Genomic DNA, 12,359 nt, shown 5'->3' on the forward strand with positions numbered 1-12,359 from the left:
GAAACGCCGTGCCGCTATGTGCGCAGGCCGCCGGTTTGACAGCGCTGGCGAGCAGGCGTGAGCGATAGGCGCAGAGTGGCCGCCAGAATGCCCGAGCGGCGCTGCACAATGCAAGCGTTGCTCCTGGCTAGCGCCGGCGTGCAGCGCGTCGCGCCGTTTTTTTGCCCGGCGTTGTGCCCCGAGCGCCGGCGCCGGGGCGTGCCGTTACGGCCTCTCCCTGCGCGGTTTGCAGGCTTTCGCGCAGCCGTCCGGCGTCGCTTTGGGCCAGCAGGCCGCGCAGATCGTCGATCAGCGCCTGCTGAAAGGTGCCGGCGTCTTCTCGGCCCTCGGCAATAGCGCCCAGGCGCTGCTCCCAAAGCGCGGTGCGTGCAGGAGCGGCCACGGCCTCGGGCAGCGCGCCGATCAGCGCTGCGCCCAGGCGGGTGGCGCGCAGGGCTTTTTGCCGGCGTACCAGGTATCCGCGGGTCACCAGGGTTTCGATAATGCCCGCCCGGGTGGCCTCGGTGCCCAGGCCGTCGGTGTCGCGCAGGGTGCGCTTGACCGCCGAGTCGTCGACGTAGCGGCCAATGTTCATCATCGCTTTGATCAGGCTGGCGTCGGTAAACGGCTCCGGCGGGCGGGTCTCGCGCGTTTCAACGCCGGCGGCGGTGGCCCGGCACGTTTCTCCCTCCTTGAGCGGCGGCAGCGGCGGGGCTTCTTCCCGGGTGGTAAACAGCGGCTTCCAGCCCGGGGTCAGCACCTGCTGGCCGCCGGCGCGGAAGGTTTCATCGGCGATGGACAGCTCGGCCCTGGTCTCGAAGGTGACAAGCGGCGGGTAGAACTGGGCCAGCAGGTTGCGCGCAATCAGCCGAAACACCTTACTCTCAGCGGCGGACAGCTGATCAAAGTTCGGCGCCTTGCCGCTGGGCGCCAGGGCGTGGTGAGCGCCAACCTTGCTATCGTTCCAGGCTTTCGAGCGCAGGCTGAAGTCGGCGCCGTCGAACCATTCCTTGAGCGTGGCGTCCGTCCGGCAGGCGCCGGCAAGCGTTTGCCGGGCCTCAGCCAGATGCGCCCGGGGCAGGTAGCGGCAGTCCGAGCGCGGGTAGGTGATCAGCCGGTGACGCTCGTAAAGCGCTTGGCAGGTGTCCAGCACCGCCTTGGCGGAAAGGCCGTAGCGCCGGGCAGCGTCCACCTGCAGCGCCGACAGCGAGTAGGGCAGCGGCGGCGCCTGGCGCTTTTTCTGCTGGCTGAGCGCCGCCACCCGGCCTTCGCGGCCGGGCAGCGCGTCGGCCAGGGCATCCGCCGGGGCGCGCTCCAGCAGCCGGCCCCTGTCGTCCAGCCGGTGGGTATTTTGGGGCACCCACCAGGCGCGCAGCTCGCCGCCGGCAACGCGCGCATCGACCCACAGCGGATAGAACGGGTAGGGCACAAACGCGCGAATGGCGGCGTCCCGGCGCACGATCAGCCCCAGCACCGGGGTTTGCACCCGGCCTACGGAAAGCACGCCGCTGTGGCCGGCCTGGCGGCCGGTGAGCGTCCAGGCCCGGGTCAGGTTGATGCCGTACAGCCAGTCTGCCTGGGAGCGCGTGCGGGCAGCGCGGTACAGCGGGGCAAACTCGGCGTTATCGTGCAGCTGTCCCAGCGCTTTTTTGACCGCCGGGCGGTTCAAGTCGTTGACCAAAAGGCGCTTGACCGGCCCGCGATAGCCCAGGTATTCGATCACTTCCTGCACCAGCAGCTGGCCTTCGCGGTCCGGGTCGCCGGCGTGAACCACCGTATCGGCCTTTTTCAGCAGCCTGCGGATCACCGCGAGCTGGCCACGGGCCTTGGGCCTGGGCACGTGCTGGAACGCCGCCGGCACAATGGGCAAGCGATCGAGGCGCCACTGCTTGTCGGCGCTGTGGTAGGTTTCGGGCGGGGCCTGTTCCAGCAGATGGCCCAGACACCAGGTCACCGCGGTGTCGCCGGCGTACAGCGCGCCGTCTTCCTTCCGTGCGCGGTCGGGCAGCGCATCGGCAATGGCGCGGGCAAGGCTGGGTTTTTCGGCAATGATCAAACGCATCGCACGCACTCGGGCAGAAAAAGAGGACAGCGCGGCATCATAGCAGAGTCGGGCGGCTCCGGCCGTGCAGACAGCGGTCGACGGGGCTTTGCTTTTGCGCGCTTATCGTATAGCTTTTGTACGATATGCTCCATTGAGGAAGAAACCATGCGTGAACGCGGCAGAACGCGGCGGCTATTCGGGCTCGGCGCGCGCACCGGCGGCGCGGTGTTGAAAAACCGCATGGCCGGCAGCGCCGACTGGAACGCGCTGGGCGAGGCGCTGTTTGACGGGCTTTCCGAACTGCGCGGCCCGGCCATGAAGCTCGCACAGATCGTGGCCCAGTGGGACGACGTGCTGCCGCCGGAGCTGGCCGAGCAGCTGGCGCGCCTGCAGCGCCAGGCCGAGCCCATGCCCTGGCCGCGCATCCGCGAGACGCTGGTCGCCGAGTACGGTGATCTCGACGCCTGCTTTCGTCATATCGAACCGCAGCCTTTCGCCAGCGCCTCCATGGGGCAGGTGCACAAGGCCGTGACCCGAAACGGCGAAACTCTGGTGCTCAAGGTGCAGTACCCGGGCCTGGCCGACGCTCTGGAAGGGGATCTGCGCCAGGTCAAGCGGATAATGCGGCTGGGCCGCTGGCTCAAGGTATCGGCGTCGCGGCTGGACGCGCTGTTCGAGGAGCTGGCCGCGGGGTTGCGCGACGAGCTGGACTACCGCGCCGAGGCGCAAACCCTTGCCCGCTACCGCGAACGCTACCGTCACGAGCCGCGGCTTTGCATTCCCGAGCCGGTCGAGGCGCTTTGCGGCGAACGCGTGCTGGCCATGCGCTACCTGCCCGGCACGCCTCTGGATGAAGTCGCCGGCGATAAGGCGCGCCAGCAGGCGGCCACGACCCTGGCCGACTGGCTGACCGAGGAGCTTTTCACCTACGGCGAGCTCCACGCCGACCCCCATGCCGGCAACTTCGCCGTGGACGACGACTCGCGGCTGATTATCTACGATTTTGGCGCCGTAATCCCGGTGCCCGAGGCGGTAGCCCCGCTGTTTGCGCCGGGCGAGCAGGACTTTGCCGACGTGCGCGTGCACCGCCGCCTGCGCGCGCTCTCGCCCCGGGTATGGGCGGCCATGGACCGCCTGCAGCCGCCGGCGGATACGCTGCTGCTGTCCCGGGCGCTTAACGGCCACTACTGGAACATGGTGCGCCTGGGCGCCAGGCTCGACATGCAAAGGCGCTGCCAGCCGCTGCTGCGCTGGGCGCGCGCCTATTCTTGATGCCTGGTTCACGGCCCTTGATCCCCCTTCACGATCCGCTTCTCACCCCTGCGTAGCGGCGCGCGGTCATGCTAGACTACGGCGCTTTATACGCGGCCTTTTGCGCCGGTCAAAGACGATGGAGACGGCAATGCTGGCGGTATGGGTCGATCAGCTGCTGAATTTTGCCTCGGCGGCGCTTGCGGCCATCAGGCAAAAGGAGCACTACCCGGATTTCATGATCTGGGTGCGCGCCGAAGGGGGAGACTATTTCAACGGCGACGCCGCCACGCCGCAGGCGCTGGCGCCGGTGCTCTGGTCGCAGACGCCGCTGGTGCGGCTGGGTTTTGCCAGCGAGCCGCTGGCTGAGCCCGGCCGCCACGAGCCGTGCTGGTGCGATTCCGGACGCCCATACAAGCACTGCTGCTACCGGGTGGATTTTCCCACGGAAATTCCCGCGCAGATGATGTGGATGCTGTCGCTGCGCGAGTGGAAGGGGGCCACGCTCAAGGCCGCCCTCGACAGCGGCGAGGCCCCGGCTCAGGCGCTGCTGGAAGCCGGGCTGGTCGCCGCGGAAAGCGGCCAGACCGGCCGTGCCATGCAGATACTGGAATCGCTTTTCGACCGCCGCGACTGGTCGCGCCTGCCGGAGCAGGCCGAGCCGGCGTTCGAGATTTTGCTCGATCTGTTCCAGGAACGCGGTTTTACCCGCAAGCGCCGCGAGCTTTTGGACGAAGTGCTCAAGCGCGGGCCGCTGTTCTTGCGCGGCGTGGCCCTGGAACGGTTGTGCCTGGCGCATCTGGACAACGACGACCTCGACAGCGCCCGGACGGCCTTTGTGCGTGCCCAGCAGGCGCTGCCGGACTCGCCTACGCTTGCCTACATCGAAGCGATGCTGCTGCTCCACGAAGGCCACGAAGAAGAAGCCCGGGAGCGGGCGGATTTCTGGTATCGCCGGCTTTTGCGTCAGGGCGAGCTGGACGAAGACCAGCTCGACTTTCTTGCCGCGCTGGCCGACAACCCCGGCGCCACTCTGGCCGATCAGCTGCTCAGCGCCGAGGAAGATCTCGCCACGCCGCTGATCAGCCTGCAGTCGCTGCTGGCGGCGCTGCCCGTCGCGCCCAAGCTTGATCTGCGCGCTGACGTCGACCGTCAGCGTATCGAATACCGCGAAAGCGCCCGTGAAGGCACGCTGTTTGCTGCCTGGCACGAGGTTTTTCAGGTGATGGTTGACGAAGACATGGCGCTGGGATTTCGCGATGACCCCTGGGGCAACGCCGTGGAATGGATGTCGGCGCTTTGCGCCAACCCCGAATGGCTGGACTCGCCCCAGGTGGTGCAGGACGTAACGCTTGCGCTGACCAGCCGCTTTGGCAGCCTGCCGTGGATGGCGCCAAGCCTTTTGGAGCCGCTGGCGCGAAGGCTTTCGCGCTGGCTGGAACAGGCCCGTGCCGAGGGCGCGGGCAGCCTGTGCTGGGACGACGGCGACAATGCCTTTTTGCTGCGCACCGGGCTGGCGCTGGTGGTGGGGATGGAGCGCGGCGCCCGCGAGCACTCGCGAAGGCTCGCCGAGCAGCTGCTGGCCATCAACCGCGAAGACCGCCTGGGGCTGCGCGAGCTGGTGCTCGACCAGCTGCTGCGCGACGCGCGCAACCGGGAGGCGCTGGCGCTGGCCGACAGCGCCGAAGACGACGGCTCGCTGTGGCTTACGATTCTCATGGGGCGCACCCTGGCGCTGTATCGCCTGGAGCGCTGGGAGCAGGCCGAGGCCGCGCTGGCCGAGGTCAAGCGCTACAGCCGCTACGCGCTTTCGATGCTGTGTGCTGAAAGCCCGCGCCCGGTGCTGCCGGACAAGGCCGGGCGCATCGACCCCGGGACCAAGGCCGAGGCCTGGCAGTACCGCACGCTGATGCGCGATCAGTGGCGCACCACCCCCGGCGCGCTTGCCTGGCTTAGCGCGCGCCGCTAGCCGGTGACGCGGCGAACAGATCGCGGCTGACCCAGATCGCCAGCAGCACGGCAGGGATGCCCAGCAGCGAGGCCAGGGTAAAAAAGCCGGCGTAGCCCTGGGCGCCTACCACCAGCCCGCCGAAGCCGCTCAAAAACTTGCCCGGCAGCGTCATCAGCGAGGAGAAAAGCGCGTACTGGGTGGCGGTGTAGGCCCGGGACGTCAGGCTCGATAAAAAAGCGATAAACACCGCGCTTGCCAGCCCGTTGGCCAGGTTGTCGCCGATAATCGTCATCACCAGCATCGGCAGTCGGTCGCCGGCAAGCGCCAGGGCGACGAACAAAAGGTTGGTCAGCATGGTGAGCAAGGCCCCCACTACCAGCATTCGCCCGATGCCGTAGCGCACCACCAAAAGCCCGCCGAGCACGCCGCCGCCGATGCTCATCACAATGCCGAAAACGTTGGTAACGTTGGCAATGGTTGCCAAAGAAAAGCCCAGATCGATATACAGCGGGTTGGCCATGGACGCCATGGCCAGATCGCTTACGCGAAACACCGCGACAAACGCCAGCAGCGCCAGCGCTTTGACGCCGTGGCGCACGAAAAAGTCGGTGAACGGGCACACCAGCGCGCCGATCACCCAGGCGCCGAGGTGACGCCAAAGCCGGGGCCGATGGCGGGTTTTACGCAGAAACGCGCGTACCCGAGGCTCCAGCACGGGCCTGTCGCCGGCGGCCAGGCGCCGGGGCTCGGGGCGTACCAGCACCGCCACCATGCCCACGCCCACCAGTGCCGCCATGGTCAGGTAGGCGGCGTGCCAGGAGAGCGCCGAGGCCACGTACAGCGCGCCGGCGCCGGCGGCCAAAAGCCCGCCGCGATAGCCGATGATGTAGGTCGAGGCCATGGCCGCTTGATTATCGTCGGCGGCGGATTCGATGCGAAAGGCGTCGATGGCGATGTCCTGGGTGGCTGAGCCGAACGCCACCAGCAGGGCAAAGCCCGCTACCCAGCCAAGGTTGCCCAGCGGCGGCGTGGCGGCAAGGCCGACAAGGCCGGCGGCGATGATGGCCTGGGCGAGCAGCATCCAGCTGCGCCGCTGGCCCAGTAGCCGCGTCAGCAGCGGCAGTTTGACGCGATCCACCACCGGCGCCCAGAAGAACTTGATGGAATAGAGCATGCCGACCCAGGCAAAAAAACCGATGGCCGCGACTTCCACCCCGGCACTTCTCAGCCAGGCGGAAAGCGTGGAGAACACCAGCAAAAACGGCAGGCCGGCGGAAAAGCCCAGAAACAGCATGGTGATCACCGGCGCGCGGGCGTAAACGGCTAGGGATTCGCGCCAGCTGCGCCGGGCCTGAAGAACGGGCATGGAAATAGAAGCTCCTCGACGGGAAAACAACAAAACGAGCGCAGGTCGCGTCAGTGTTACACTGCCACGGCTGAAACCGCCGACAGCTTACCGGAGAGGAGTTTTTCATGTCGATTGCCGCCCACCGCGTCGTCAGCCTGCACTACATACTCGAACAGTTAGCGACCCCGGAGGCCGACCCCGCCCGGGTGCTTGACGACTCCGCTGCGCGAGGGCAGCCGCTATACTATTTGCACGGCCACGACAACATCCTGCCGGGCCTTGAGCACGCCCTTGCCGGCTACCGGCCGGGGGATGAGGCGCGTATAACGCTGGCTCCCGCCGACGCCTACGGCGAGCGTGACGAGGCGCTGGTTCGTCAGGTCGGGCGCGAGGCGTTTGGCACCGCTGAGCCGGTGCCGGGCCGCCGCTTTCAGACCGAAGGCGAGGCCGGCCCCCAGGTTGTGACCGTTTTGGCCGTCGACGGCGATCAGATCACGGTGGATACCAACCATCCGCTGGCCGGGCAGACGCTGCGCTACGACGTGCGCATCCTGGAGGTGCGCGATGCTACCCGGGCGGAGCTGGCCAAAGGCCACCCGCTCGCCCCGGAAATCGAAGCGTCAAGCGTTGAGGATCGCAAAGTGCTCTAGCGAGGTTGCCCCCGGCGCGATTAACGTAGCCCGCTAAGCGCAAAGTTGATGTGGATCAAGCCGCCGTGCGGCGTGCGCCCGGGCAAAGGCAAGAGTTGATCCACGTCAGGTTTTGGTGGCTGCCTCCTGCCTACCATGGCGTCAACACATCGCGGCAGGAGAAGGCTATGTATTGGGATGATGCCGTTATTTTCGGTTTGGTCACTGTCGGTATGATGATTACGTTCATGGGCGGATGGATTGCCTTTATCGTGCGCGATCATCGCCGTAAAGGTAAGCGCTGAGCAAGCGCGCCGTGCCGGCACAGGTAAACAGGCACAGGTAAACAGGCACAGGCACAGGCAAGCCTGCCGTGCGGGGTAGCACGGCAGGCCAGGAGCAGTAGGGGGTAAAAAAAAGCGTTACTGGTAATCACCAGTCGTCAGGGAGAAAGCCAAGGGACATGCCGAGGCTTTCAGTCGCCGGCTCTTCGGAGCCGGCTTTTTTGTGCTGAAAAACCGTGTAATGCGCGCTTGAGGCAGGCCTGCCCGCGCTCGGTGACGATCAGCCGAGCGCGGGCGAAGCCGGTACTTTCTATTCTTTGTACGCCCTTACGCCGTTTTTTGTTTGAGAAAATCGACGATGTGCTCTGCCGGGGTCATGGTGACGTCGCTGTCCCGGCGGCCCTTGTATTCAAGCTCGCCGCTGTCCAGCCCGCGATCGCCGATGACGATGCGGTGGGGAATACCCATCAGCTCCAGGTCGGCAAACTTGACTCCGGGGCGGGTGTCGCGGTCGTCGAGCAGCACATCGAAGCCGGCACTTTTCAGCGACTCATAGAGCTTCTCGGCCTCTTCGCGCACGCGCTGGGACTTGTGCGCGTTCATCGGCACCAGTGCGACCTGAAACGGCGCGATGGCGTCGGGCCAGATGATGCCCGCGGCGTCGTGATTCTGCTCGATGGCGGCGGCCACCACCCGGGTCACGCCGATGCCGTAGCAGCCCATCCACGGATGCAGGGTTTTGCCGCTGTCGCCGAGCACCGTGGCGTTCATGGCCTCGGAGTATTTCTGCCCCAGCTGGAAAACGTGGCCCACCTCGATGCCGCGTTTGATGGCAAGGGTGCCGTGGCCGTCCGGCGAGGGGTCGCCTTCCACCACGTTGCGCAGGTCGGCCGTCTCGGGCAGGGCGGCGTCGCGCTCCCAGTTGATGCCGAAGTAGTGCTTGCCTTCGACGTTGGCACCGGCGGCAAAGTCGCTCATCAGTGCGACGCTGCGGTCGATAACGATCGGCATGGCAAGCTCAACCGGGCCAAGCGAGCCCGGCCCTGCGCCCACCGCCGCGCGGATTTCCTCTTCGCTTGCCATGACAAGCGGCGCGGCCACCTGGGGCAGGTTTTCTGCCTTGACGTCGTTGAGCGTGTGGTCGCCGCGGATAATCAGCGCCACCAGGCCGCCTTCGGCTGCGTGTACCATCAGGGTCTTGACGGTTTTTTCGATGGGCAGGTCAAACTGCTCGACCAGCGCGGCGATGGTTTTGGCGTCCGGGGTATCCACCAGGCGCAGTTCTTCGGCAGGTGCCGCGCGCTCGGCGTCGCTGCCCCTGGGCGCGGGCAGCGCTTCGGCCTTTTCCATGTTGGCGGCGTAGTCGGAGCCGGTAGAAAAGACGATGGCGTCCTCGCCGGAATCCGCCAGCACGTGAAACTCGTGGGAGCCGGTGCCGCCGATGGAGCCGTTGTCGGCAATTACCGGGCGAAACGCCAACCCCAGCCGGGTGAAAATGCGCGTGTAGGCGTCGTACATGGCCTGATAGGTGTCTTTGAGCGACGCTTCGTCCACGTGGAAAGAGTAGGCGTCCTTCATGACAAACTCGCGTGAGCGCATGACCCCGAAGCGCGGGCGGATCTCATCGCGGAACTTGGTCTGAATCTGGTAGAAGTTCATCGGCAGCTGCTTATAGCTGGCGATTTCCTTGCGCACCAGATCGGTAATGACTTCTTCGTGGGTGGGGCCGACGCAGTAGTCGCGCGCGTGGCGGTCTTTCAGCCGCAGAAGCTCAGGGCCGTATTCGTCCCAGCGGCCGGACTCTTCCCACAGCTCGGCAGGCTGCACCGCGGGCATCAGCACTTCCTGGGCGCCGGCGCGATCCATTTCTTCATGCACCACGGCTTCAACCTTGCGCAGGGTTTTCAGCCCCAGCGGCAGCCAGGTGTAAAGGCCCGAGGTCAGCCGGCGGATCATGCCCGCGCGCAGCATCAGCTGGTGGCTGGTGACTTCGGCATCCGCCGGGGTTTCTTTGAGGGTGGCAATCAACAGTTGGCTGGCGCGCATGGGAACAGGGAATCCTTAAGACTGGCAGACAGTAAGCGTAGAGCACGAAAACGCCGCGACCGGCAGGGCGGCATGGAATGCAGGCCATTGTACGGTGGAAAACCAAGACGGTGAAGCGCCGGGCGGTAACGGCGTGCCGCGCTGTTACCCGGCCGGCAGAAACGCTGCCGGGTCATCGCTGATGACGCTGGCCGCGCCCCACGCCCGGTATCGGGCAAACGCCGCCGGCTCGTTGACGGTATAGCAGACAGCGGCGTAGCCCGCCCGACGAATCGCTACGAGCTGAGCGCGCGTGGCGTAGCGCCAGTCCAGATGCACGCTGAAGGCGTCGATGGCCTCACAGCGGCGGCGCCAGTCAACGGGAAGCCGCTTATACAGCGTGCCCAGCGCCAGCCGGCGGGGCGGGGCGATGTTCCGGGCGGCGGCCAGCGCGCGGGCGCTGAACGATGACACGATCAAACGCTCCGGCGGCAGGCGGCGCATGGCCTCGGGTACCGCCCGGTGCGCCAGCACTGCCGGGTCGTGGCCGCGATTGACCTTGAGCTCCAGGTTCAGCCCCATGTCAAGCTCATCCAGCAGGGCCAGCATTTCGTCGAGGGTGGCCATGGGTTCGCCGGCAAACGCGTTGCCAAACCAGCGCCCGGCGTCCAGCCGGGCGGCGTCTTCCCGGGTCAAGTCGATGAGTCGCCTGCGGCCGTTTGAGCAGCGGCCGACGTCGCGGTCGTGCCAGATCACCGGCGTGGCGTCGCCCAGCAGCTGCGCGTCAAGCTCTACCCAGCGCACCCCGGCGCGGCGGGTCTCAATCACCGCAGACAGCGTGTTCTCCGGCGCCCGGGCGCTGTAGCCCCGGTGGCCAATCACCGGCGGCAGGGCAACGGCCGGGTGCGCCGGGTTCATTCGACGTAGGCCCCAAGGGTGCGCATGCGCTGCTCGAAACGGCTGACGTTGTCCACCATGTTTTCCGGCCCCTGGGCTACGCACTCGGCCAGCACGGCTTCGATCAGCGTAATCGCCGCCACAATCGAGGGGAAAAAATGCGGCGTTTCGGTGGCCAGATTGAACGCCAGGTTGGCTGGGGGCACCAGCGGCGACGCCAGCGTATCGGTCACCACGATAAGCCGGCAGCCCGCCCGGTGCAGCACATCCAGCGCGCGCAGGGTCTCGGCGCAGTAGGGCGCAAAGCCGAAAACCACGGCGATATCCTGCTCGGCGAACGTTGCAAGCTCGGTCAGCAGGCCGCCTTCCTGACCGCGCACCAGCTCGACGTTGGGCATGGCAATGCGCCCGACGTAGGCAAAGTGATAGGCGCAGGCAAAGGTATCGCGAAAGCCGATAGCGGCAATGCGCCGGGCGCTGAGCAGCTGCGCGGCCGCCGCTTCGATGCGGGCGCGGTTATCGTCGGTGAGCAGCGCGCCGATGTTGGTCAGCGCCGTTTCGCCGATATCACCGAAGACGCTGTTGGGGCGCGTCTGGGTGTGGTGGTTGAGCCGGCTGGCGCGGCCGCCCAGCTCGCCGGCGCCGGCCTGAAGCGCAGCCTGAAAGACGTGGCGGAAGGGTTCATAGCCGTCAAAGCCGAGCTTTCGTGCCAGGCGCACCAGCGTTGATGGGGTAACGCTGGCCGCCGCGGCCGAGCCGCGCACCGACTGGAAAGCCACATCGCCCGGATGGTCAAGCACGTAGCCGGCTGCCTGGCGCAGCTGGGGGCTCAGCGTCGGGCTTATGTCCGCTAGGCGGCGCGATACGTCGGTGAGGCGCTGTTCGGCAGAGGTTGCGGTATCGGGCATGGGCGTTATCGGCTAGTGGGTAAGGGTCTGGCACGAATGTACCTGAAAAATGCGCCGTGACACAGCCGTATTGACGCGTTGAGGGTGCGCGGCTATGCTCGCTGTTGTGAAACGATTGTTTCTTTTTAGAATAAAGAGAAACGATCGTACCTTTTTGCAACCGGAAACCGACCATGACTGATTCGCTGCCCGCCTACGACACCCTGCGCCTTGCCTGGCTAACGGCCGAGGCCGACAGCCGCGTGCTGGAAATCCGCCTGAACCGCCCCCACCGGCTGAACGCCGTGGTGGAAACCCTCTACGACGAGCTGCTTGATGCCCTGGCCTTTGCCCGGCGGGAGAGCCGGGTCCGCGCGCTGGTGCTGACCGGCGAAGGGCGGGCGTTTTGCGTCGGGGCGGACATGAAAGAACACGGCGGCGCCGAGCGTACACTGTACCAGCGGCGTGCCTATCTGCAGCGCGGCAACGACGTGTGCGAGGCGCTTTACCGCCTGCCCAAGCCGGTGATCGCCGCGGTCAACGGCTACGCTCTGGGGGCCGGGGCGGAAATGGCCGTGGCCTGCGACTTCATCCTCATGGCCGAAGACGCCCGCATCGGCTTTCCCGAAACCAGTATCGGCACCTGTGTCGGCGGCGGGGTCTCCAAGATTTTGCCGCAGCTGGTGGGGCTGGCCCAGGCGCGGCGGCTTTTGTACACCGGCGAGAAAATCGACGGCATCGAAGCGGCCCGGCTGCAGCTGGCGCTGGCGGCGTATCCCGGCGATGAGCTGGGCGAGCAGGCGGCGGCGCTGGGCGAGCGGCTGGCCGCTCAGGCGCCGGTTTCCATGGCCATGCTCAAGCGGCTGGTCAACCTCGGCGCGGCCGAGACGCTGGACGGCCATCTGCAGCAGGAGCTGGACGCGGTGTTTACCTGCTCGACCACCGCCGACTGGCAGGAGGGCGTGGACGCCTTCGCCCACAAGCGCGCCCCGCGTTTTCAGGGGCGCTGAGCGCGACATGCCCTTCACTTTGCCTACGAACGTACCCGACAGGACCACTACCGC

The 12,359-nt window shown here is 66.6% G+C and carries 10 protein-coding genes; 5 read left to right on the forward strand and 5 right to left on the reverse strand.

What is annotated here, in order from left to right:
* Positions 1–127: 127 nt before the first annotated feature.
* Positions 128–2,041, reverse strand: a complete 1,914-nt coding sequence (locus ACZ415_RS09960; RefSeq protein ID WP_344701359.1) for a DNA topoisomerase III — start codon at positions 2,039–2,041, stop codon at positions 128–130.
* A gap of 147 nt (positions 2,042–2,188) precedes the next feature.
* On the opposite strand from ACZ415_RS09960, the gene ACZ415_RS09965 reads away from it, so the two are divergent.
* Positions 2,189–3,295, forward strand: a complete 1,107-nt coding sequence (locus ACZ415_RS09965) for an ABC1 kinase family protein (protein ID WP_344701357.1) — start codon at positions 2,189–2,191, stop codon at positions 3,293–3,295.
* A 130-nt stretch (positions 3,296–3,425) separates the two neighbouring features.
* Positions 3,426–5,243, forward strand: coding sequence for an SEC-C metal-binding domain-containing protein (locus ACZ415_RS09970; protein ID WP_344701355.1), 1,818 nt, complete (start codon positions 3,426–3,428; stop codon positions 5,241–5,243).
* Here ACZ415_RS09970 and ACZ415_RS09975 read toward each other — a convergent pair.
* Positions 5,227–6,591 carry an AmpG family muropeptide MFS transporter gene (locus ACZ415_RS09975; protein ID WP_344701353.1) on the reverse strand — a complete coding sequence of 455 codons (1,365 nt, stop codon included), beginning with the start codon at positions 6,589–6,591 and terminating at the stop codon, positions 5,227–5,229. The two genes, ACZ415_RS09970 and ACZ415_RS09975, sit on opposite strands and share 17 nt — an antisense overlap.
* 107 nt (positions 6,592–6,698) lie before the next feature.
* On the opposite strand from ACZ415_RS09975, the gene ACZ415_RS09980 reads away from it, so the two are divergent.
* Both ACZ415_RS09980 and ccoM read left to right on the forward strand, forming a co-directional pair.
* The gene (locus ACZ415_RS09980) at positions 6,699–7,223 is read left to right on the forward strand and encodes an FKBP-type peptidyl-prolyl cis-trans isomerase (protein ID WP_344701351.1); all 525 of its coding nucleotides are present in this window, start codon (positions 6,699–6,701) and stop codon (positions 7,221–7,223) included.
* A 167-nt stretch (positions 7,224–7,390) separates the two neighbouring features.
* Complete coding sequence (gene ccoM, locus ACZ415_RS09985; protein ID WP_344701349.1) at positions 7,391–7,507, forward strand: cytochrome c oxidase subunit CcoM; 117 nt, start codon at positions 7,391–7,393, stop codon at positions 7,505–7,507.
* Between the two features lie 306 nt (positions 7,508–7,813).
* Here the strand turns inward: ccoM and ACZ415_RS09990 are convergent, their stop codons facing one another.
* From ACZ415_RS09990 to ACZ415_RS10000, 3 genes are all read right to left on the reverse strand, one after another.
* Complete coding sequence (locus ACZ415_RS09990) at positions 7,814–9,532, reverse strand: proline--tRNA ligase (protein WP_344701347.1); 1,719 nt, start codon at positions 9,530–9,532, stop codon at positions 7,814–7,816.
* A gap of 144 nt (positions 9,533–9,676) precedes the next feature.
* The gene (locus ACZ415_RS09995; RefSeq protein WP_344701345.1) at positions 9,677–10,429 is read right to left on the reverse strand and encodes a glycerophosphodiester phosphodiesterase family protein; all 753 of its coding nucleotides are present in this window, start codon (positions 10,427–10,429) and stop codon (positions 9,677–9,679) included.
* The gene (locus ACZ415_RS10000; RefSeq protein ID WP_344701343.1) at positions 10,426–11,316 is read right to left on the reverse strand and encodes a MurR/RpiR family transcriptional regulator; all 891 of its coding nucleotides are present in this window, start codon (positions 11,314–11,316) and stop codon (positions 10,426–10,428) included. Before ACZ415_RS10000 ends, ACZ415_RS09995 begins: the two co-directional genes overlap by 4 nt.
* Positions 11,317–11,489: 173 nt before the next feature.
* Between ACZ415_RS10000 and ACZ415_RS10005 the strand changes: the two genes are divergently transcribed.
* Complete coding sequence (locus tag ACZ415_RS10005) at positions 11,490–12,305, forward strand: enoyl-CoA hydratase/isomerase family protein (RefSeq protein WP_344701341.1); 816 nt, start codon at positions 11,490–11,492, stop codon at positions 12,303–12,305.
* The last annotated feature ends 54 nt before the right edge of the window (positions 12,306–12,359 follow it).

The organism is Halomonas cibimaris (assembly GCF_055379665.1).

What these genes read in the sequence shown, in the direction of transcription:
- ACZ415_RS09960 (WP_344701359.1), bottom strand. Translation starts at nt 2,041, where the DNA reads ATGCGTTTGATCATTGCCGAAAAACCCAGCCTTGCCCGCGCCATTGCC.
- ACZ415_RS09965 (WP_344701357.1), top strand. Translation starts at nt 2,189, where the DNA reads ATGCGTGAACGCGGCAGAACGCGGCGGCTATTCGGGCTCGGCGCGCGC.
- ACZ415_RS09970 (WP_344701355.1), top strand. Translation starts at nt 3,426, where the DNA reads ATGCTGGCGGTATGGGTCGATCAGCTGCTGAATTTTGCCTCGGCGGCG.
- ACZ415_RS09975 (WP_344701353.1), bottom strand. Translation starts at nt 6,591, where the DNA reads ATGCCCGTTCTTCAGGCCCGGCGCAGCTGGCGCGAATCCCTAGCCGTT.
- ACZ415_RS09980 (WP_344701351.1), top strand. Translation starts at nt 6,699, where the DNA reads ATGTCGATTGCCGCCCACCGCGTCGTCAGCCTGCACTACATACTCGAA.
- ccoM (WP_344701349.1), top strand. Translation starts at nt 7,391, where the DNA reads ATGTATTGGGATGATGCCGTTATTTTCGGTTTGGTCACTGTCGGTATG.
- ACZ415_RS09990 (WP_344701347.1), bottom strand. Translation starts at nt 9,532, where the DNA reads ATGCGCGCCAGCCAACTGTTGATTGCCACCCTCAAAGAAACCCCGGCG.
- ACZ415_RS09995 (WP_344701345.1), bottom strand. Translation starts at nt 10,429, where the DNA reads ATGAACCCGGCGCACCCGGCCGTTGCCCTGCCGCCGGTGATTGGCCAC.
- ACZ415_RS10000 (WP_344701343.1), bottom strand. Translation starts at nt 11,316, where the DNA reads ATGCCCGATACCGCAACCTCTGCCGAACAGCGCCTCACCGACGTATCG.
- ACZ415_RS10005 (WP_344701341.1), top strand. Translation starts at nt 11,490, where the DNA reads ATGACTGATTCGCTGCCCGCCTACGACACCCTGCGCCTTGCCTGGCTA.